This is a genomic window from Fervidibacillus halotolerans (assembly GCF_026547205.1).
GTDB lineage: Bacteria > Bacillota > Bacilli > Bacillales > Caldibacillaceae > Fervidibacillus > Fervidibacillus halotolerans.
In genome coordinates this window covers 728533-750987 of the sequence record NZ_CP106877.1, presented here as the reverse complement: position 1 = coordinate 750987, position 22455 = coordinate 728533, and the positions used below count along the sequence as shown (strand labels likewise).

Annotated in this window: 15 protein-coding genes and 1 tRNA gene; 6 read left to right on the top strand and 10 right to left on the bottom strand. The window is 37.2% G+C overall.

The genetic code is table 11. The annotated features are described in order from the left end of the window. Nucleotides 1–163: 163 nt before the first annotated feature. Nucleotides 164–1897: a B12-binding domain-containing radical SAM protein gene (locus OE105_RS03520; protein ID WP_275421357.1), complete on the top strand. Its 1734-nt coding sequence runs from the start codon at nt 164–166 to the stop codon at nt 1895–1897. A gap of 297 nt (nt 1898–2194) precedes the next feature. Here OE105_RS03520 and OE105_RS03515 read toward each other — a convergent pair whose 3' ends face one another. Then, the gene (locus OE105_RS03515; protein ID WP_275422081.1) at nt 2195–3550 is read right to left on the bottom strand and encodes a TrkH family potassium uptake protein; all 1356 of its coding nucleotides are present in this window, start codon (nt 3548–3550) and stop codon (nt 2195–2197) included. A 178-nt stretch (nt 3551–3728) separates the two neighbouring features. Between OE105_RS03515 and OE105_RS03510 the strand changes: the two genes are divergently transcribed. Then, nucleotides 3729–3923: an alpha/beta-type small acid-soluble spore protein gene (locus OE105_RS03510; protein ID WP_275421356.1), complete on the top strand. Its 195-nt coding sequence runs from the start codon at nt 3729–3731 to the stop codon at nt 3921–3923. Between the two features lie 81 nt (nt 3924–4004). Here the strand turns inward: OE105_RS03510 and OE105_RS03505 are convergent, their stop codons facing one another. The 5 genes from OE105_RS03505 to OE105_RS03485 all read right to left on the bottom strand — a co-directional run bounded on the left by OE105_RS03505 (nt 4005) and on the right by OE105_RS03485 (nt 13582). Beyond that, complete coding sequence (locus OE105_RS03505; RefSeq protein WP_275421354.1) at nt 4005–4802, bottom strand: TerC family protein; 798 nt, start codon at nt 4800–4802, stop codon at nt 4005–4007. A 303-nt stretch (nt 4803–5105) separates the two neighbouring features. Further along, the gene (locus tag OE105_RS03500; RefSeq protein WP_275421353.1) at nt 5106–5987 is read right to left on the bottom strand and encodes a TetR/AcrR family transcriptional regulator; all 882 of its coding nucleotides are present in this window, start codon (nt 5985–5987) and stop codon (nt 5106–5108) included. A 140-nt stretch (nt 5988–6127) separates the two neighbouring features. Then, a complete protein-coding gene (locus tag OE105_RS03495) occupies nt 6128–9400 on the bottom strand; it encodes an efflux RND transporter permease subunit (protein ID WP_275422080.1) in 3273 nt (1090 codons plus the stop codon). Between the two features lie 382 nt (nt 9401–9782). Beyond that, nucleotides 9783–11348 (bottom strand): peptide chain release factor 3, encoded by a 1566-nt coding sequence (locus OE105_RS03490; RefSeq protein WP_275421352.1) that lies wholly within the window; start codon nt 11346–11348, stop codon nt 9783–9785. 233 nt (nt 11349–11581) lie between these two features. Then, on the bottom strand, nt 11582–13582 hold the full coding sequence (locus tag OE105_RS03485) for an AMP-binding protein (RefSeq protein ID WP_275421351.1): 2001 nt from the start codon (nt 13580–13582) through the stop codon (nt 11582–11584). 431 nt (nt 13583–14013) lie between these two features. Here OE105_RS03485 and OE105_RS03480 point away from each other — a divergent pair. Beyond that, nucleotides 14014–14086, top strand: a tRNA-Val gene (locus tag OE105_RS03480). Here OE105_RS03480 and OE105_RS03475 read toward each other — a convergent pair. Then, nucleotides 14084–14395, bottom strand: coding sequence for a hypothetical protein (locus OE105_RS03475; RefSeq protein ID WP_275421350.1), 312 nt, complete (start codon nt 14393–14395; stop codon nt 14084–14086). The genes OE105_RS03480 and OE105_RS03475 overlap by 3 nt on opposite strands. A gap of 304 nt (nt 14396–14699) precedes the next feature. Here OE105_RS03475 and OE105_RS03470 point away from each other — a divergent pair, with 304 nt between their 5' ends. Together OE105_RS03470 and OE105_RS13925 are read left to right on the top strand one after the other, a co-directional pair. Continuing rightward, nucleotides 14700–15173: an ATP-binding cassette domain-containing protein gene (locus tag OE105_RS03470; protein ID WP_275421348.1), complete on the top strand. Its 474-nt coding sequence runs from the start codon at nt 14700–14702 to the stop codon at nt 15171–15173. Continuing rightward, a complete protein-coding gene (locus OE105_RS13925; protein WP_420842565.1) occupies nt 15098–15490 on the top strand; it encodes an ABC transporter permease in 393 nt (130 codons plus the stop codon). The genes OE105_RS03470 and OE105_RS13925 overlap by 76 nt, the downstream gene beginning before the upstream one ends. On the opposite strand, the gene OE105_RS03465 is transcribed toward OE105_RS13925, so the two are convergent. From OE105_RS03465 to OE105_RS03455, 3 genes are all read right to left on the bottom strand, one after another. After that, nucleotides 15446–16231, bottom strand: a complete 786-nt coding sequence (locus OE105_RS03465; protein WP_275421346.1) for a chloride channel protein — start codon at nt 16229–16231, stop codon at nt 15446–15448. The genes OE105_RS13925 and OE105_RS03465 overlap by 45 nt on opposite strands. Nucleotides 16232–16631: 400 nt before the next feature. Continuing rightward, nucleotides 16632–18143, bottom strand: coding sequence for a malate:quinone oxidoreductase (locus tag OE105_RS03460; RefSeq protein WP_275421345.1), 1512 nt, complete (start codon nt 18141–18143; stop codon nt 16632–16634). Nucleotides 18144–18425: 282 nt separating this feature from the next. Then, nucleotides 18426–19628, bottom strand: coding sequence for a transposase (locus tag OE105_RS03455; RefSeq protein ID WP_275419523.1), 1203 nt, complete (start codon nt 19626–19628; stop codon nt 18426–18428). A gap of 1135 nt (nt 19629–20763) precedes the next feature. On the opposite strand from OE105_RS03455, the gene OE105_RS03450 reads away from it, so the two are divergent. Next, nucleotides 20764–22107: an ISLre2 family transposase gene (locus OE105_RS03450; RefSeq protein WP_275421059.1), complete on the top strand. Its 1344-nt coding sequence runs from the start codon at nt 20764–20766 to the stop codon at nt 22105–22107. Nucleotides 22108–22455 lie beyond the last annotated feature (348 nt).

Genomic DNA, 22455 nt, shown 5'->3' with positions numbered 1-22455 from the left:
TCCCCCCCATTAACCTCTCAAAGAAAAGTTCGACAAAAATCATAAAATTCCTTTATCCGTTTTCATTAATTCGAAATAGGATTACTGGGAAAACTTGAAAAATCTTCTTTAATAGGTACAATGTTGTCAAAGACACCATTAAACTAAGGAGCCGAAACAATCAATGAAAACTATCGTTACAACATTAAATGCGAAATATATTCATATGAATTTGGCTCTCCGCTATTTGAAAGCATATGCGGAACCGGAATTTTCTGTAGAGATGGTAGAGTTTACGATTAAGGATCCGATTGAAAACGTCGTCATCAATCTTTACCAACGAAACCCAGATGTCATCGGTTTTAGCTGTTACATTTGGAATATAGAAGAAACGATCAAAGTCATTCAAATGTTGAAAAAAGTAAAGCCCAACGTAAAAATTGTTCTCGGTGGACCGGAAGTTTCCTATGAATCCACCTATTGGCTTCAACGATTAAAAGAAGTGGATGTCATTGTACGCGGTGAAGGGGAAGGAACTTTTAAAGATTTGCTGTTTGCCTTCCATAATCATGAGCCGATTGATCAAATTCAAGGGATCGCCTATCGAAAAGACGGATCGATAAAAATCAATCCTCCAAGACCGTATTTAAAATTGAAGGATCATCCTTCCCCCTTCCGTTTTAAAGAAGATATTGACCAATTTCCGAATCGAACCGTCTATATTGAAACGAGTCGAGGATGTCCCTTTCAGTGCCAATTTTGCCTTTCATCAATCGAAGTAGGCGTCCGGTTTTTTGATAGGGAAAAAATTAAAAATGATTTACGATACATAATGGCAAAGGGAGCCAAAAATATTAAGTTTGTCGACCGGACATTTAACATTAGTCGAAAATATGCAATGGATCTATTCCAATTTATCATCGATGAACATACACCAGGAACAGTTTTCCAATTTGAGATTACAGCGGATATTATGCGACCGGAAGTAATCGATTTTTTAAATAAAAACGCTCCCCCTGGTCTCATCCGTTTTGAAATTGGCGTACAATCGACGAATGAATGGACAAACGAATTAGTCAAGCGGAAACAGGATTTTGAGAAATTATCTCGTACGGTTACATTAATAAAATCCGGTGGAAAAATCGTTCAACATCTCGATTTAATCGCAGGACTTCCTGAAGAAGACTATAAATCTTTCCGTAAAACGTTCAATGATGTATTCGCTTTACGACCAGAGGAGCTGCAACTTGGATTTTTAAAAATGCTCCGTGGCACTGGATTAAGAAATGATGCAAAAAAATGGGACTATGTATATCGAGATGATGCGCCTTATGAAATTTTACAAAACAACGTTATGACCTTTGACGAAATCATCCGAATTAAACAAGTGGAAGATGTGCTGGATAAATATTGGAATCAACATCGGATGGATGCAACCATCGAATATTTAGTGACCCAAGTATTTGAGACACCTTTTGACTTTTTTCAACAGTTTGGGACATTTTGGGAATCCAAAGGGTGGTCGAAAATTGGCCATCAATTAGAAGATTTATTTACGAGACTCGCCCAATTTTTACAAAAGGATAAAAAAGAACACCATCCCATTGCCCTTTCCCTAATGAAGTTCGATTATTTATCCCGATTAAAACTAAAACCCCGTAAAATATGGTGGGAAGATGGAACGACGAAGGAGGAACGGGTTACGATTTATGAACAGTTCCGTCGATGGGATTTACAAGAACCGTTTAAGAATTTAACAGAACGGGACTGGATGAAAAAAGGGTATGCAATCAGGACACCATTTGATTTATATTATTATTTACGAACGAAAAACATCATCTGGAAAGATCATTATATCCTGTTTTATTTTGATGGAAAAGGAAACTGCGAATATGTACAAATTAACGGGGGACACTAACCCCCGTTTACCTTTTAAAAAGTACGTATTTCAATCGGATCTTGATTTTTTTACGCCTTGACCACTCCCTCTTCGTGAAGCATCCTTTCCTGAAATGAATCACTTCCACTATTTTTTTGATTTTACATAATTATCCATGTTTTACTATGTGCCTATAAACATCTCCCTAAGAGACTTTTCAAATCTTCCTTCACAAGCAGAAACGTTTTCATACAGTTAAACTTCACTATATAAAAACACCCCAAACGTTAGATGTTTTATCTAAACTTTGGGGTGAATTCCCTTTTTTCGAGTTTTTTATCCAATAATAATTCTTTCCTTTGGAAAATGGTAGTTTTCTTTTTTCTCCTTTCCTCCGATCATAAACACGAAGGATAAAATACCGACACGACCGATAAACATTAACAACATGATAACAATTTTCCCAAAAACGGATAAATCCCCTGTAATGCCCATCGACATCCCCGAAGTACCAAAGGCGGACATCACTTCGAAAATAATTGCCATTAACGAGTGCTCCTCTGTAAAAGTTAGAAAAAGGATCGATGTGGAACAAATCATCGTCGCGAAAACGAAAACTAGCAATGCTTTTCGAACGTCTTGCTCATATATTTCCCGATGAAATAATTTTATGGATGGATTTCCCTTGGCAAAATTGTATAAAAACAAAATATTTAATGCGAGGGTCGTTGTTCGAATCCCTCCTCCCACTGAGGACGGAGAAGCACCAATAAACATAAGACTAGCCAATAAAAATTGGGTTGCCTCGGACAATTCGGTAATATCGATCGTTACAAGTCCAGCGCTTCTTGCAGATACCGATTGAAATAAAGAATATAAGAAAGACTCGTGCCAAACATGTTCCTTCACAATACCGTTCCATTCAAATAGTAAAAAAAGGAACACGCCTACGACAACAAGAATGAAATACATAAACGTCGTGATTTTCGTAAATAAGGAAAAACTTGGCCGTTCTGTACTTCCTCGATGAAACAGAAAATTTTTCACCTCGACTAAAACGGGAAATCCAATTGCACCTAAAATGATTAACATCATTATAATAAATTGAACAAAATAATCCGTGGCAAAAGGTTTCATCGAGGCACCTGTGATATCAAACCCAGCATTCGTCATCGCACTGACCGCAGCAAAAATACCTTGTAAGTACGCATCCTTCCAATCGGAATAATAATGTAAAAAATATGTACCGAGAATTAAAGATCCGAAGATTTCGATACCAATAAATATAACGACTAATTGTTTGAGTAACTTGACGAGCCCAGCAAAATTAATTTGGTTTTGGTCTATCATAATTAATCTTCGTTCGCGAAACCCGATCCGTTTCCGAAATATTAGCCAAAAAAACGTACCGATCGTCATAATACCGATTCCGCCCACTTGTAAAACAAGAATAAGGATAAAAATACCGAATGTCGTAAATGTTTCAGAAATGTTCACTGTACTTAAACCAGTGACGCTTACTGCACTTACTGCTGTAAAAATCGCATCAATCAGCGACCAAGGCGCGTCCGATTTCCTCGAAATAGGCAGGCTAAGTAACATGGCGGAAATGGTAACAGCTATAAAATAATATCCGACAATTACTTGGGCTGGAGTTAATTTGTTCGTTTTTTCCTTTATTTTTTCCCACATCGTCAAAATAAATCCTTTCCCAATGGTATACAATAATTATCATAGTAGAAAAGATAACAATTGGAAAGATGCATTCAAAAATTGTTACGGGTTTCAATGAAAAAACTTTCCATCTTGAAACAGGACCTTTTTAACCATACTATCAAAAGAATAATCCTTACTAAAGGAGGTGGAAACCGTGGCAAAGCGAGCCAATTCTTTAATTGTACCAGGTGTAGAAAAATTTTTAAATGAATACAAATATGAAATTGCCCAAGAATTCGGGGTACATTTGAATGGGAATACAAAATCGAGAGAGAACGGTTCCGTCGGAGGAGAAATGACAAAACGACTCATTCGACAAGCCCAATCGCAACTTTCAAATAAAAATTGACACGGTTTACTACTTAGGGTGTACATACATCATTCCTGTGCACCCTTCTACATGTAGAATCCCCCATATAGCTACTCGATGTTATGATTGCTTCTCCACCCTTCTTTCTTTACTTTCAATGACGGTCCTTTTGTTTTCTCTTTTCGAGCTCCAATACCCACCAAAGGCGATCCCTAATAAAACGAGCCAAAAGGTTACTTTCCAAGGAGCCGATTCTGGAAAATGTTCATTCAAAACAGAAACACTCGGATGGGACAATGTATAGATGGCCAACTTGACCCCTACCCAACCAACGATTAAAAAGGCCGCGGACTCTAAAGAAGGATAGTCGTTCAATAATTTAACAAACCAGGTGGCAGCAAAACGAATAATAACAATGCCGATGAACCCACCTAAAAACATTACGATGAATTGTCCCCCATCCAAGCCACCAATCGTAAAACTACCCATTTTTGGAAGAGTTACCGCTAAAGCTACCGCCGCTAACATGGAGTCGACGGCAAATGCAATATCGGCAATTTCCACCTTAATCACCGTCATCCAAAAGGAAGAGCCAACCAGTTTTTTTCCTTTTTTTCTTTGATGATCAAAGTAATGATTTTTTTTCAATATATGATTAACGGCTATATATAATAAATAGGCCGCACCAATCGCTTGAACATACCATACATCGACTAAAAATGAAATCATAAATAACGTACCAAATCGAAAGATAAATGCCCCAAGCAAGCCATAAAACAATGCCCTTTTCTGTTGATGCTTTGGCAAATGTTTCACCATCACTGCCATCACAACGGCATTGTCTGCAGCTAAAATTCCTTCCAATCCAATTAAAACGAGTAAAACCCAAGCGTACTCAATCATTATGGAAAAATCCAATATGACCCCTCCCGAAATAGATTTATCTTTTTATGCGCAAATTTTCACAGGAAAAACACATTCCCTAAAGCCATCGAACAAAAAAGTGCACATAAAAAAGACCTTCACCAAAAAGGCAAAGGTCTTGCGTAGCATTCGTTTATGCCAACAAAGCCGGTGGTACGACCACGAAGTGACGACTTTGCTTCAGGAATGATTCCTGACGCTACTCCCCTTTACAGGTCGCTTATATTTTATTTGAACAATTCTAATTATATATGTTTATTTACATATTGACAACAGGAAAACGTTTTTTTTTCTATTTTACATATTGGAGCGAACAAATTGTTCCAGTGCTTCCACTTCTTTTTTGATCGAATCCGGACATTGTTGTTTTAAATAGAGAAACAATCCAGAAAGAATGATCGTATCTGGATCTATTTTTTTCCATTCATGGAAAATCGCATCCACCGTTTGGAAAAGAACATCTCTTTTTTCAGGTGATACATTCGTTTTGAACAGTTTTACCTTCAATTTTTGAACCAAGGTGTATATTTTATTTTCCGATTTCGTAAATATATGGTCGATCGTATGAAAATGTAGAGAATCGGTTGTTAACGGCTTTTCCTGAAGGATCGAACCATCGATGGCATCTTCCAATCGATGAAAGGCAAAATCACATACATCCTTTACCGTAACCGAACGGGATAAGCATAACGGATAAAAGAAAAAGTGTTGAACAACCGCTTTGAAAAAAATAGCCAAGTCCGACGCATGGGAACGAACTTTTTCCCCATATACTTTAACCATTTTTTCCCTCAACCATGTAAAACTTTCTTGAAAGGATTGCATGTAAAACTGTTGAAAATTGCTTTCATTCGGGAGAAATTGTTCTCGAAAATAGACGATAATAAACTCTCGAAGGTCCATCATTTCAGACAATAATGTATATATTTGCTTATAAAATTTTTCCTTCTCGGAAAGATCGGACCGTTTTTCAATCGATTGAATTTTATCACTAAAATATTGGTAATATGTTTTAAAAATAGTAAACAACAAATCATCCTTGGATTGAAAATACGTATACAATGTCCCCTTAGCCACTCCGGAAGCTTCTGCGATTTCCTGCATCGAAGTTGAATGATGACCTTTTTGTGCAAATAACGTTAAGGCGGTACGTAAAATCAAATCTTTTTTCTCTTGCATATCATCACCACCTATTGGAAGGAAAAAGCCAAAGATCTGGCTTTTATCCTCCCACCTTTTTTTCTAAGCATAGATTATCCTTATTTTCTATTTGATTACACGTACGGGTACAAAACGGACTTTTTTGGATCCATAAACACCTATTGTCTATTTTCTTCTCCATCCTCATCCTTTTTTTGATTTTCATCTTTTAACAAGTTCGCTAAGTGTTCTAACATGAAAATTAAATCTTCTTTTTGTACATTTTTCTTTACAGCAAGATTCGATTCTGTATGTTTCTCTTCCTCTTCTTTAACGACCCGATCTTCTAACAAATAGGCAGGGATAATTTGTCCGTCAGGCATTCGATATTTACGATTTAAATGCCTCGTTTCTTTATCGAATAGACTATAAATGACAGGGATAACCACTAGGGTTAATAACGTACTACTTAATAAACCTCCGATAACCGCAATTCCGAGCGGTTGGGTCATTTCCGTACCTTCTCCAAGTCCAAGGGATAAAGGAATTAATCCTAAAATCGTGGTCAATGCGGTCATAAGTACGGGTCGTAATCGGTCTTTTACTGCTTGGACGATTGCATCGTACGATTTCATTCCCCGTTGTTTTAATTTATTAATGTAGTCGACAATAACAATCGCATTGTTGACGACGATTCCAGCTAAAACGATTATACCGACAAATGCCATAATACTTACCGGTGTATTCGTGATGATTAAGGCGATGGCAACACCTACGACCATTAACGGTACCGTAAACATAATCACAAAAGGATATTTGAAGGATTCAAATTGGGCAGCCATAACGATATACACGAATAAAATGGCCAAAGCTAAGGCTAAAAACAAATCGTTTAAAGCGGAATCGAGATATTCCCGTTCTCCGGAATAGGATATTTGCGTTTCATCCGGCAGATCGAGATCAGCAATTTTTCCATCCACTTCTTTAGAAATTTTTCCAAGGCTCACGTCTGTACTATATTTTAACGTAAAGGAAACCACACTTTGTTGATTCATTCTTTGGATGTTGACCGGACTTTCCCCAATTTTGATTTCCGCTAAATCCGAAAGTTTCACAAAGGTACCATCATTTTTTCTGATTAGTAAATTTTTCAATTGGTCGATATCACGGGTAATTTCTTCATCATATTCAACCTTTACTTCAAAAATATCTGATTGGTCATCCACCATGTTCGTTGCCGTAACTCCCCTTGTAACATTGTTGACAATCATGGCGATTTGGGAAGGTACAAATCCGTTTTCGAATGCTTTTTCCCGATCGATCGAAATTTGGATTTCTTCCACTGTTTCCGTTAAATCCGTAGTAATTTCTGTAACATGTTTCATATCCTTTAACTCTTCGTAAATTAATTCAGCGGATTCTTCTAATCGACTTGGATTGGAATCAGTTACGGTGAAAGATAGCGTATTCGGATCCAAACCGGTAGATGACTGCATACCCATTGTTAATTCAGCAGACGAATTTTCCTTTTGTGCAGCCCGTTCAAAATCCTTTTGTTTTTCTTCCGTAAACTCGAATACAGATACATCCCGTTCCGATAAATCCTTCATCTTCACATAAATTTCGGCCGTATTCGCTGTCGTCGTCCCTTGTGCAGCTTGCATTTGAGTGGAACCGATCATACTGACGTATACATCGACAGCATCCTCATCTTTCAGCTCCTTTTCAATTGCTTCAACAACCGATTCTGTCTCGGCAAGGGATGTTCCATTTTCTAATTGTACTTGTATCGTAAAATAGCCTTCGTCACTATTCGGAAGAAATTGGGTTCCAACCTTCGTTAATCCGAATAAACTACCGACGACAAATAGGAATGCAATAGTTAACACAGCCAATCGGTGGGCAAGACTCCACTTCACTAATCGTTCAACACTCGTTAAAAAGCGTGAACGTTGTCTTTTTTCTTCTATATTTTCCTTCGGTGTTTTCAACATTCTACTTGCCATCATCGGTACAACCGTTAGCGCGACAAATAAGGATGCCAACAAACTAAAGGCGATGGTAAAGGAGAATTCCTTAAATAAATCACCGATCAACCCTTCGATAAACACGACGGGGAAAAAGACCGCAATTGTCGTCAAAGTGGATGCAATAATCGCACTTCCTACTTCCTTAGTTGCATCACGGGAGGCTTGTTTCGGATCTTTGCCCATCGAAAGGTGTCGATAAATATTTTCGATAACAACGATGGAGTTATCCACAAGCATCCCTATTCCAAGGGCTAATCCACCGAGGGTCATAATATTTAACGTAAAATCTGCAAAATAAATCAAGACGAATGATACGATTACGGAATAAGGAATCGCAACCGCAATAATAATCGGGCTCCGCAATCCTCTTAAGAAAAAGAACAGAACGAGCATAGCGAAGATTCCACCAAGAACTAGGGACTGAAGAATATTATCGATTACCGTTTGGATATATTCCCCTTGATCAAGGATAATATCAGCCGTTATATTTTTGTATTTATCTTGATTTAACAAATCATCTAACGTATTTTTAAAAGCATTGGACACTTGAACAGTATTGGAATCGGATTTTTGTAAAATGCTTAAAATGACAGAAGGAGTTTCATTTGTTCTCGTTATCGTTTGTTGATCCCGTTTTTCGATTTGGACATCTGCCACATCGGCAATCGTAATATCTTCCCCGCTCATCGGATTTTTCGTGATGACGAGTGCTTTTAACGTATCGATTGAATCAATTGTACTGATTACTCGAGTCGTCAGTTGCTTTTCACCGGATATCACCGTTTCACCAGGTAAGGAGATATCATTTGCAGCTATAACATTGACGATATCATCTTGGGTGAGACGATATTCCTTTAATTTCTCTTGATCGAGGCTGACGAACACATCTTTAATCGGAGAACCGTAAACGGACACACTAGCAATACCTTCAACCCTTGACAATTCCGTTTCCAAATCAGATGCCAATTTTTGTAATTCGTCTTCATCCTCTTCCCCTCTTAAACTCAATTGAATGATGGGAAATTGAGAAGGATCAAATTTCAAATATCGGGGATTACCCGCATCATCAGGTAGTGACGTTTGGTCGATTCGTTGCATCACATCCGTTTGAATTTCATCCACATCTGTATCCCAAGAAAATTCCATCAAAATTAAACTAGCACCCTCTTGAGAGGTGGATGTAATATTATTTAAACCGGGGACAGTAGATAAATTTTGCTCTAAAGGCTTGGAAACTTTGTCGAGAACTTCTTGAGGCCCTGCCCCAGGATAACTTGTTACAACAACAGCCACCGGGGGATTGATTTCGGGAATAAGCTTTAATGGAATTCGAGTAAAGGACACGACTCCTAAAATAATAACCAATAACATCGTTACGAGGGTAAAGACGGGTCTCTTTATGGAGAAATTACTAATTTTCAATTGATTCACTCCTTTTTTCTGTTGTTCAATTTCAATAAGCCGTTTGACTGACTGGTCAGTCATATGTACAAACAATATATTTTCACTTAATTATAAAAAAATTACATAGAAAATGCAAAGTCCCGAATGATAATACGAATTTCGAACCTTTTTCCCAACGTATTGGGAAATGGAGCGTTTCTTGTACGAGTGGATAAATGTAAATATAAAATTTCCAAATGAAACGGAGAGTTCTATTAACGATTCAACAAAAACTAATTTCAATGTCGATTGAATACGTCAGTTTAACAATGAATCTGTAAAAAAATGAAAGGACTTCCTAACCATCCCTTTTGTTACATAGGAAGTCCCATCGATTTTTCGAAAATTATCGTCCTATCTGTTAATCCATCGGGTTGTACAGCTTAATATTTGGATGTTTTTCTTGAAACCAACGTAGGGCGAAATTATTTTCAAATAAAAAGACATTCCGATCGTTACGATCCCGTACGAGCATATTTCGTGAACTATTCAACCTTTCATCCACACTATCATCTTCAATCCATCGGGCAATTTTTGAACCGATATGTTCCATTACGACATCCACATTGTATTCATTTTTCATCCGGTTTACAAAAACGTCAAATTGGAGTTGACCGACAGCCCCAAGGATGTAATCTTCATATTTTGTTTTAAATAATTGGACTGCCCCTTCTTGAACAAGTTGATGAATGCCTTTGTGAAATTGTTTTTGCTTCATAACGTTTTTCGCAGTAACCCGTGCGAATAATTCCGGTGTAAAAACAGGCAATGGATCGTATTGGAACACTTTTTTTCCATCGACAATCGTATCACCAATTTGGTACGTACCCGTATCGTACAATCCGATAATATCTCCACTTACCGCTTCTTCAACAGTACTTCGATCATCGGCGAGAAATTGGGTCGATTGGCTTAACTTACTCGTCTTTCCCGTTCGTGCGAGCGTAACCGACATTCCCCGTTCAAATTTACCCGAACATACGCGAACGAATGCAATCCGATCCCGATGTTTCGGATTCATATTCGCTTGAATTTTAAATATGAATCCAGAGAATTGTTCATCCAATGGGTCAATGTCTCCTTGATCGGAATGTCTCGGTTGAGGTTCGGGGGCAAATTGTAAAAACGTTTCTAAAAATGTTTGTACACCGAAGTTCGTTAATGCACTACCAAAAAATACTGGGGTAAGTAATCCATTGCGAATTTTTTCTTCGGAAAATTCATTCCCTGCCTCATTTAGTAGTTCCACTTCTTCTAAAACTTGAGTATATAAAGCGGATTCTTTCATCGGGTGATTAACGGCTAATTCTCCCCGATCATCCAATGGCAAAAATCGGTCTCCTTCTTCAGCACGGAAAGTTTCAATTCGATGATAAAAACGATCGTAAATACCGAGAAATTCTTTTCCCATACCAATTGGCCAATTCATCGGATACGCTTCGATTCCGAGAACTTCTTCCAATTCTGCAATCAATTCAAGGGGTGCTTTCCCTACCCGATCCAATTTATTCATAAATGTAAAAATCGGAATCCCACGCATACGACAAACTTTAAATAATTTAATTGTTTGAGGCTCGATTCCTTTTGCTGAATCGATCACCATGACCGCGCTATCGACAGCGGTCAATGTTCGGTACGTATCTTCGCTAAAATCTTCGTGACCAGGGGTATCTAAAATATTCACCCGATAACCGTTGTAGTCAAATTGCATCACACTGGATGTGACCGAAATTCCCCGTTGCTTTTCAATCTCCATCCAATCGCTCGTTGCAAACTTCCCCGACTTTTTCCCTTTCACCGTACCCGCTGCCCGAATTGCTCCACCAAATAGTAACAGTTGTTCCGTCAAAGTCGTTTTTCCCGCATCCGGGTGGGAAATAATCGCAAAGGTCCGACGAGATTTTACTTCTTCTGTATATGTTTTCATAAATGAACCATCCTAACCTGTAATCTTCCTAAACATCGTTCTAAACCTATATTCCTTTTACACACATGAAAAATATTACTCGTCATCGGGAGAGAATGCAACGATTTTCTATGGAAAACATCAAATTCGAACAAATCATTTTTTATATAATCATCGGTCGAACCTTTAAATTTTCATCAAAGATTCCGTTGAATAAAATAAACAGTCGTAATTTTATACAGGTTTAAAAGAACTTAATTGGAATGTTTCTGTAAAGATATTTGTTTAATCATATCCGGATTTTGTAATGTGGACGTATCCCCTAACGACTGTCCGAGATAGGCTGAACGGAGAATGCGCCGGGCGATTTTCCCACTTTGAGTTCGAGGTAATTGATCGACAAGATACACTCCCTTTGGTAAAAAGGCTTTCCCAAGCTTATCAGCAATTAACTCCTTTATTTCTTTTTCCAACGTTTCTTTCCCTTCGATTTTTTCATAAGGTACGATGAAAATAACCGGAACTTCCCCTTTCACTTCATCAGGAATCGGGATTGCTGCCGATTCCCTTACTTTCGGATGAGCGGTGACGACCGATTCTAAATCTGCTGGACCGATTCTTTTTCCTGCGATGTTCATCGTATCATCCGAACGACCGAGAATAAACCAGAAACCGTCCTCATCCTTTTGGGCAAAATCCCCGTGATACCATAAACCGTTCCAACGCCGCCAATAACTGTTTAAATAGCGCTCATGATCTTTCCAAAAGGAATAGGTCATGCCGAGGAAAGGTTGGGTAATTACAAGGTCACCTACTTCCTCCCCTTTAACCGGTGTTCCCGACGGATCCACAATTGCAACAGCCATACCTGGTAAAGGACCGTTAAAAGAACAAGGTTTCTGCGGTTTAATTGGTACACAACCTAAAATCCCTCCGGAAATTTCGGTCCCTCCAGAGTAATTAATAATCGGGCATTTCCCACCCCCTACGTTTTCAAAATACCAAAGCCACGGTTTCGGATTCCACGCTTCTCCCGTCGAGCCTAATATTCGTAAGGTTGATAAATCATATTTTTCCCGCACGTTGCCACCGAATTTCATCAAGGAGCGAATTACAGTCGGAGCAATACCAAAAATTGTAATTTTATGTTTTTCCACGAGTTCCCACAGTCGATTTTCATTCGGATAATCCGGGCTTCCTTCATAAATCACCGCCGTTGCCCCTAAAATCGCCGTCCCATAAATAAGCCACGGTCCCATCATCCACCCGATATCCGTTAACCAGAAGATTCGATCCTTTTGTTTTACATCAAAGGCAAAATTTAAATCAATTGCATTTTTTAACGGAAAACTAAAATGGGTATGCTGAGTGCCCTTTGGTTTCCCCGTCGTTCCAGAAGTATAGATAATCATAAGCGGCTCATCCGATGCCATCGGTTCTGGCTTTACTTCCATAATTTCGTTTTTCTTATTTAACAAATCGTCGTAAAAAATATCCTGTTCTCCGTATAAAAAGGTAGGATCCAATTTCGTCCGTTGGATATTTTTTACGTGAATGACCTTTTCAATCGTCGGAACTTGCGCTACTGCCCGGTCACTTACTTCCTTCATATTGACAATTTTTCCTCGTCGATAAAATCCGTCTGCGGTAAACAGCCATTTTGCTTCTCCGTCCCGTAAACGGAAAGCGACCGCATCCGCACCAAATCCTGAAAAACAAGGGATTACGACCGCTCCAATTTTCGCACAGGAAAATAAAATTGGTTGAATTTCAGGAATTTGGGGGAGAAATACGCCAACCCGATCTCCCTTTTTTACACCTAGTGCCTTTAATTGGATGGCCAACTGATCCGTTTCTTTTTTCAATTGGGCATAGGTTTTCGATATCGTTGCACCGTTTTCCCCTTCCCAAATGAGTGCAATTCGGTTACCATCTCCATTTTCTATATGTTTTTCCAATCCATATACGTATACATTTGTTCGTCCACCTTTAAACCAAGTGGGTAGTTCCTTTCCATTCGATAAATCCACCACTTTCTCATATTCGTTCATCCAAGGAATGTGCAATTCTTCCAATATAGCCGGATAAAACCAGTCGGAATCTTGCACCGATTTTTCGAGAAGTTCATCATACGATCGGATTTCATGCTTTTCCATAAATTTCGTCACATTGGCCTCTTTTTTTTGTTCCTCCGTCGGATACCAAACAATTTGAGATTCTCCCTTATTTTTGTAAGCGGATTCAAAACTATCCACATTTCCCAACCCCTTTGTTCTTTTCAAAATTATTTTAATTCTATTTTTTCGAATTTCACAAAAAAAATCAACCATCAAACAAAGTGTCATCACTCCTTTTTCGTTAAAGGAGGCAGAAGTCAACTGAACAAATTTTTAATATCCAGAGATATAGATTCTTCCATTTTCTTCGTAAAGGAAAAAATCCGTTAATATTAATGGATTATAAGCATTAAAGGCGCATTCATATTGGATAGAACAGGAAATTGAACGATTGGCCGTTTTTTCTACCTTTTGAAAATAAAGCCTTCCAAAAGATAAGAACTGGTGTTTTTTATAAATTTGCCTACAAAAAATATGTATTTTAGTTTTTGCAAAAAAACTTTACAAAAAATAGTTGACATTGGATGAAGTGTATATTATATTAATACATGTCTTACTTATTTGATTGCGATTCCGTAGCTCAGCTGGGAGAGCACCACCTTGACAGGGTGGGGGTCGCTGGTTCGAGCCCAGTCGGAATCATAAACAAAAGTCCTTGATATCCAAGGGCTTTTTTCTTTTGTCTCCCATTCCAAACAAGAGAAACTTTAGCATTTGGTCACCAATTCGTCTCATACAACGATGAAATACTCTCCAATGATTTTGCTCACTTCCGTGGAGGTTGACCAAATAATATTTTTCCAATATCACATGTATAACTTGCTCTTTAAAATCTTTGAACTGCCCAGCATCTTCATTAACGAAACTAACCAGTTCTACGTCAAATTCAACCTCAAAATCATGATCAGCTACTTTCAATTCCGGAAAACTGATAACTTTACTAGAATGCATACTTGTTTCTGCACCTTATTTCCTCTTAAATTCTATATTATATATGTTTTTGACTAAGAATTTTATAAGAATATTTCATTACTTATAATACTAACAAAGCCATGTTTTTTTCCAAAATTATACTATTTTTTGATATTTTGTACTACTATATATAAGAACATGTCAAGTTTCAACCGATTGAAAAAGGTGGTGTCATATAGATGTTCGATAAGCTAAGGAAATCTACCATTTTGAGTTTTCAGAAATTTTAGATTTCTAAAGTAACCATTATTGGTAGATTTAAAAACTAGGAGCGTGAACACAAATGAATAATGAAAAACCGATATTATTGGTAAAGAACCTTTCAGTTACCTACAATAATGGTGCAGGAATAAAGAATATCAACTTTAATATTTATCCCGGAGATTTTGTTGCATTAGTAGGATCAAACGGAGCAGGTAAATCAACACTTTTAAATGGGCTTTCAGGAATTCAAGAAATTACTGAAGGTACAATCATATATCATGATCAATATATCAATCCCAAGAACCCTTATCGCATTTTAGGGTTTAGTCCACAAAATCAAGTGATTGATTGGTATCTTAATGTTTTTGATAATGTATTACTTGGACCTTTATTGGCAGGTTTTGATAAAAAAAGATCTGAAGAAATGACATTAAAGGCATTGAATAAAGTGAATTTACAACAAAATATATTCTCGGAATGTCTACATTTCCAATCATCGGTTTTGTCACCCAATCCATTATTTTGTATTTTCTATCTGTTATTTTTACTTTGAATGTCCACTTATTCGATTTCTTTTTAGGCGTTTTGTTAGGCATCGTTTCATTAATTTTTTGGACATCCCTTGGCGTCCTACTAACTGTGTTTATTAATGACTACCAGAAAAGAGATACCATCATTGCCATGTCGATCATGCCCATTGGATTTTCAGCACCAACCTTTTATGTTATCGACGCGGTTCCGAATTATATCAATTTCATTGCTAGCTTTAATCCATTAACATATCAAATCATGGCGATGCGGTCGATTATTTACGGTCAACCGAATTTAAGGTATAAATCGATACCAATCCGACACTTTAAACAAAATTAGTTGGTAAATATAACCAAAAATTCCTAATATCATCCCTAAAGCAATTAACCATAAATACTCTTTCAAAGGAAAAATCGATAATTCACCTAAATAGAGTACAGGCGTCATACCAAAAATATTTAATGAAACAAAATTGGCTGTTATGGAAGCCGAAAAACAAGTAATTAAAAGGACCGAGCTAAAGTGGTGATGAACCTCTTCTAATCCGAAAAGTAAACCAGCAACCGGCGCATTGAACGCAGCGGAAAGTCCGGCACTTGCGCCGCTTGTGATCATAATTTTTTCTTCTGTTTTATCTCCACGTAAATATTCATTTACCCCTTGCCCAATTGCGGCTCCTAATTGAATAGAAGGCCCTTCTCTACCAAGAAAACTTCCTGAACCAATAGACAAAATCCCTCCAAAAAATTTTCCGAAAAGTACAGATCTCCGTTTGAGATCAATAACCCACCGAATTTGTCCTTCAACTTGTGGAATCCCACTCCCTTTAATATTTGGTTTCCTTTTAGTTAGATGACCTAAAATGAACATAATGATAAAAACAAAGATCACTGCATAAATAAACAAAATGGATTTGTCATGGGTATATTGAAAAAATTGTTTTACGAGTTGAATTGCCTTTTCTATGGACAACCGAAACAGACTAACAATTAGTCCAGCAAAAATGCCGACAATCCCTCCACGAATGACATACCCAATCGGTTTAACTGGTAAATGCCATTTCAAAACTTTCTCATTCACTTTCTGTCAACTCCAAGTTGGTAAAATTTTCTATTGTTCACCTGAAAAAATTCCTTTCAAAATGAGTTAAACGATTCAAGTGAATTCCTCCATTCTAGAAAAATAACAATAAATACATACTGATCATTTGAAAATATGAATTAGAAAAAATAGAGAACCGTAGACAGCCCCGAATTTTCAAAAGAATGAAATACAAAAGCCGGGGCGATCTATGGTTCAAAACAAGTCTAATAAAGAATATGAACACTTTTTTATTTTAGAACATTAAAGGAAAAATGTAAATAAAGGCATAACCCATATGGAAATATGCCTTTATACATAGATTCCAATTTGAAACGATAAGTAGATTAATAAATTTGAAAATTGTATTGAATATTGCTATACAATAATTATCGAAACATTACTGGTAAACCGGTTCCTTTTCACTTTGGGCGGTTAAACCGAGCACTTTCGAAGCCGATGTTTGAATTTCACGGAACAGTTCTGGGTGATCTTGATGAGTCATACCATATGAAGGAATCATTTCTTTTATTTTTGGTTCCCATTCTTTTAAATGTTCAGGGAAGCTTTTTTCAATTACTTCAATCATTACTTGTACAGCTGTGGAAGCACCGGGAGAAGCTCCAAGCAACGCTGCAATCGTACCATCTTTTGACGTAACAACTTCCGTTCCGAATTGAATTGTACCTTTTCCACCCGCTTTCGTATCTTTAATAATTTGTACCCGTTGACCTGCGATAACAATCTCCCAATCTTCAGATTTAGCAGTTGGTACAAATCCACGCAACTCTTGTATACGTTTTTCCTTCGTCAAAAGAAGCTGCTGAATTAAATATTTTTCTAAAGGAAAGTTTTTAAAAGCAGACGCCAATAATGTCGTAATATTATGGGATTTTACCGAAGCAAACAAATCCCAATTCGAACCGGTCTTTAAAAATTTCGGTGTGAAACCAGCAAAGGGTCCGAAAAGTAGTGATTTTTTCCCATCGATATACCGCGTATCAAGATGTGGTACGGACATCGGTGGTGCACCAATTTTAGCCTTACTATATACTTTAGCATGATGTCGTTCAACCACTTCCGGATTGTTACATACTAAAAATAATCCGCTTACAGGGAAACCACCGATATGTTTGCCTTCTGGTATGCCGGATTTTTGTAATAAATGTAGGCTACCTCCACCAGCACCGATAAATACAAATTTCGATTTCACATGTTTGATAGAACCTGTACGAAGATCCTTTACTTTCAATTCCCATAAGCCATTATTTGTCCGTTTCACATCTTTTACACTATGGTTGTAGTTAATTTCAACACGATGTTCTTTTAAATAATCAAATAACTTACGCGTTAAAGCTCCAAAGTTTACATCGGTGCCGGAATCGATTTTCGTTGCAGCAATCGGTTCATTCGATGTACGCCCTTCCATTATGAGGGGAATCCATTCCTTTAATTTTTCCGGGTCATCTGTAAATTCCATTCCTTCAAAAAAAGGATGGTTTTTCAACGCTTCGTACCGTTTCCTTAAATAGGTTACATTCTTTTCCCCTTCCACAAAACTCATGTGAGGTAAAGGTCGAATAAATTCTTCCGGATCTTGTATTCGTTTCGTTTTCACAAGGTAGGTCCAAAATTGTTTAGATACTTGGAATTGTTCATAAATTTTAACCGCTTTCGTCGTATCGATCGTTCCATCGGATTTCTCTGGAGTGTAGTTCAATTCACATAATGCTGAATGACCCGTTCCTGCATTATTCCACTCATTTGAACTTTCTTCCCCAGGCTTGTCTAGCTTCTCAAACACTTTGATTTCCCAATCCGGTGCTAATTCTTTCAAAAGTGTGCCTAACGTTGCACTCATGATTCCAGCACCAATTAATACCACATCTGTCGTTTCTTTACTGTTACTCATTTTTCTCCATCCTTATCCCCTATTTTCTGTAGAAAAAATCTAGTTAACTGTCTTTTCTCTATCTAGATTCTTTTCTACATTTTTTTCTATATTATAGTATATCATTATTTGAATATAATTCATTATTTGAGTGTTTTGCAAAATTTGATTTTCTACAAAAAAAGCGTTTAAAAAATGCTGATTATAATCAGATGTTTTATTACAATAATTTTGATAAAGTTTAGAAAGGGATCAATCCACAAATTTGAGCATACTTACAGAATTTATGAATTTTTATTATTTTTAAATAGCAATTTGCTTTCTACTTTGCTTGTTCATTGCTAGTGCTGAAGCTATTAACACAATTGCATTTAAATAGATATGGGTTTTTACTTTTTCAATTCCTCTTATGTGTAAAGAATTTGCGGTTAAATAACTTTTCATTCTTGAATTACAGCGTTCTACACTCGTTCGTTCATTATATAGTTCTTTCCAACGCTTTGTATCACGATGAGGAATCGAATATCTTCGTAAATCTTTAAGAGTGTTTACTTTTACAACCATCCCATAGTTGGAAGAAGAACATGCAGTCATGCCCAAAGGGCAATCAACTTTTCCAGTAGCATGGGGACACCTAAACTTAAGTTGATTCTTTTCGGATCCCCAATAAGTCATATGATATCCCATAGAACAACGTGGGGTTCCATTTGAAGCGATTCCTGCTGGAGGTTCTTTTTCATTACGCAAATTCAATGGGATAATTGCTTGTGCCCCAATGTTCTTGGCGGATTCGTAATTTTTCAGTTGGTCATAGCCTGCATCCATAATCAAATATTCGATTTTCGTTTTTACACATTGGTTGACTTGCTCAATTAATTGTGGGGCAACATCTCCGTCATTCATATGAGCGGGGGTTACTTCAATTGCCATCGGCAATTCGCTTTTGGTATCAACTGAAAGGTGCATCTTATAACCAAACCAAGTAATTTTATTGCCAAATGAATCAAACTTAGCACCCCAATTTGCATTGCCTGTATGCTCACATCTTTTCTTAGGTCGTTTCTTTTCATAAGCATCGATGGCAGCACTATCAATGGCTTGATGGCTTCCATCGATTATTCCTTCATCTTGAGCAATTGAGACGAGATCATGAAAAATCTGTTTTGCCAGACCTTTTCGAGTTAGATCTGAAAACACCCGACTTAGCGTAGAAATAGACGGTGCAGGACGACTAATATCTAATCCACATTGGTATCGAAAGCGCACATCATTTTTTAAACGATTGTGAAGTTCAGTGAAGGTATCAATTTTTTCTAATGGGGCGGCGATAAGAGCCCTTAATATCCCCTCTCTACAATAGCCTTCAGCCCCTTGGGGTGAAGAACTTTTCAATTGTTTAGCATAAGGACGCAAATCTAGAGCACTAAAAAAGATCGGTAATTTCTCTTTTGACTCTAAAATTTGCAATTCTTCAAAGGAAAATAGACTTTCTTGTAGAATATACAAAGTGACTTCCTCCTTATGAATTTTGTTTTTGGGTCACTTCAAAATTCTATAAATAAGGGGTGAAGTCCTTTTTTATTTCGTTAAAAACCTTGTAACTCTTGGGTTAAAAAATCTGCAAAATGCTCTATTTAAGTACTATTCTTTTATTAAATGTTATTTTCTCCTAGAAATTATTCCAATTATCCGATGCATGCTTAAATAAAAAATATTTTTTCTTTCGTTCCAATCTTCATATAGTATTCATTATAAAAAAATTCAAGCTGATGAATACAATTAGCAAGTAAAGAAGCTCTTTCTTTGCTTAATCTGTCTGTTTTTCATGCATTCCTTTTTTCATCAACAAAAAAACCACGATCCGTACAAATGACCGTGGTTATAAAATTTCAATTCCGATATAAGAATTAAAAAATATATGTTCAATTAATGAACGTCCTATTTCGACTATTTATCTTTTTAAAACGTTGTTACTTTCTGCAAAAATTTTTGTGCCTGTTCCGTTTGAGGATGTTGGAAAAATGTTTCCGGTTCTGCATCTTCAACGACGACACCATCTGCCATAAATAAAATACGATCGGCGACATTTATTTATTAATAAAAACAGGAGCTCTTGAATCACTCATTTCGTCGGCTATAGCTAAATTCTTCCGATTTCTATACTTTGTATCGTAACGATCAATCATCATCGTTTTTCAATTACAAGAAATTTCCCGAGAACCTGTTTCATTAATAAAATATATCCTATATGCTTACTAGGGTTTAGTCAATCGTTTTCCATCGATATCGATGGTTATCATGGAATGGATCGATCAAGATGTAAAAAAATTATCAATCTTTTTTACATATTAAAATTGTATCGTTCCTATTCACATATATGAACAGTAAATAAAAGGCGTGACAGGAGTGACATATGATAAATAATGTCCTTCCTACAATCCATCGAAAATCAAGTATGAGTAAAATTATTGTAGGCAAAATTGAACCCCCACCTTTTGTGAGTGATCCATAGATCGCTCTCAAAAGGTGGGGGGAAACCAAGCGATAGCGCGGTAGGTGTGTAAGCATCATTCATGCAAATGAGGGATCCTCCTTGTTAGAATAATTGTTGAAAAAAACCCTACAGAAAGGAGAATCCCTCATGAACAAGAATACCACAAAATATCCAACCTTAAAAGAGATTGAGCTATTGGTTTGGCGACAATTGCAGGAAACGTATTCGGTGGTTATGAAACAGTTGTTAGAAGCGTTTGATCAAATCATTGCCGAAAAGCGTGATAAAAAACGATATCGAATGATGGGAAAACGAACGTTTCACCTGGATAGTCTTTTCGGACAAATAAGCTTTAAACGGAACTATTATAAAGATCGTAAAGCGGGGAAATATGTCTTTTTATTGGATCGTTATTTAGGTTTTGAGGGAGCTGGATCTTTTAGTCCGTTAGTGGAGGAAGCAGCCATTGTGCTGGCTGTAAAAGGTCCCTCTTTTCGAAAGGCGGCTCAAACATTTGAAACCCTATTTGGATATTCAGTCATCAGTCATGAAACGATCCGTCAACACCTGTTACAAGCGGAAATTTTCCAGAAAGAAAAGGAATCTGTACAGAGTCCCGTTCTATTTGTGGAAGTCGATGGCTTGTATACGAAAAGGCAAGGACAAGGGAAAAAGGGAAAAGAAGAAAAAATTGCCGCCGTTCATCAAGGATGGGAAAAGAATGGGAAACGCACGCAATTAAAAAATAAGCGTCATTTTGTTCACGATGGGAAGCTTCCTTTTTGGGAAGCATTTGAGGAGTTTCTCGTGGAAAATTTTGAATACGATCCGATGGTTCATAAGCTCATTATTAATGGGGACGGGGCCAGTTGGATTACTGCTTGTCGAGCTTATTTCAAAGACCGGGCTTTCTATACCATCGATCGCTTCCATGTGGCAAAAGCGATTCGTAGCCTTTTTCGTAAGCATCCCCGGTACCGAAAAATGCGGGTGGCCCTCGCTTCCTTTGATCGTGAAACTCTTCTGACGGAATTAAATAGTGCCGTTGGAACATTGGAGGACGAAGAAAAAGAAAAAGAATTGGAAGCATTGATTCATCAATTGGAAATGTATCCAGAAGCACTCAGGGATTATCGGGAATGGCTGAGGGAGCAGGGAATCGATACAAAAGGGATGCGACTAATGGGTAGTGCGGAAGCAATGATGCATGTTTTTGCGAATCGATTAAAAAATGGCCGAAGTTGGAGTGATGAAGGAATTAGTGCCATGATGACCGGCATGGTGGCCATTTTGGACCAATTACCTTTAAAAACGATGTTTGGTCGAGTCGAACAGTGGAATGAGGAAAAAGAAGAGAAGAAGCCAGCCCAACGGATTTTAAAAAAGGTGAAAAGTGTTGTCACGAAAGTAACGAGAGATAATATTGCGTACCTCAAAGGAAGGGCAAGTATTCCAATGTATCAAGCATTAAAAGAAATCCGCGGTATTTAAAAAAAGAGGAAAATTCAACCAAGGAAGGACCCTAAACAGTTGAATACGCTTACATATTTTGGCCTAAAAAAACAGACAAAAACTGACCTGAAAAAAATTGCCTACAAATACTTGACTCAAACGAAAATCAAACTCGCCTTTTATCGAAAAAGCAAGTATGATAAAATCATTATACGTCCGATTCTGAATCGGTTTAGAAACCCCTTTATATTTTCTAATGGAACCATCATCGTAAATCATCGTTTTGAAATCGTTTTCCTTATTAATGTAATTAAAGTCACCGAATGGAAATAAATGACAAATATTTGTCCTGTTCGAACCTTTGAAACCCTCCAGGTATGCAATTAA

Bases quoted from the DNA above. Each gene is read 5' to 3' on its own strand.
- OE105_RS03520 (WP_275421357.1), top strand. From the start codon at position 164: ATGAAAACTATCGTTACAACATTAAATGCGAAATATATTCATATGAAT.
- OE105_RS03515 (WP_275422081.1), bottom strand. From the start codon at position 3,550: ATGTGGGAAAAAATAAAGGAAAAAACGAACAAATTAACTCCAGCCCAA.
- OE105_RS03500 (WP_275421353.1), bottom strand. From the start codon at position 5,987: ATGCAAGAGAAAAAAGATTTGATTTTACGTACCGCCTTAACGTTATTT.
- OE105_RS03490 (WP_275421352.1), bottom strand. From the start codon at position 11,348: ATGAAAACATATACAGAAGAAGTAAAATCTCGTCGGACCTTTGCGATT.
- OE105_RS03475 (WP_275421350.1), bottom strand. From the start codon at position 14,395: ATGCATTCTAGTAAAGTTATCAGTTTTCCGGAATTGAAAGTAGCTGAT.
- OE105_RS03470 (WP_275421348.1), top strand. From the start codon at position 14,700: ATGAATAATGAAAAACCGATATTATTGGTAAAGAACCTTTCAGTTACC.
- OE105_RS13925 (WP_420842565.1), top strand. From the start codon at position 15,098: ATGTCTACATTTCCAATCATCGGTTTTGTCACCCAATCCATTATTTTG.
- OE105_RS03460 (WP_275421345.1), bottom strand. From the start codon at position 18,143: ATGAGTAACAGTAAAGAAACGACAGATGTGGTATTAATTGGTGCTGGA.
- OE105_RS03450 (WP_275421059.1), top strand. From the start codon at position 20,764: ATGAACAAGAATACCACAAAATATCCAACCTTAAAAGAGATTGAGCTA.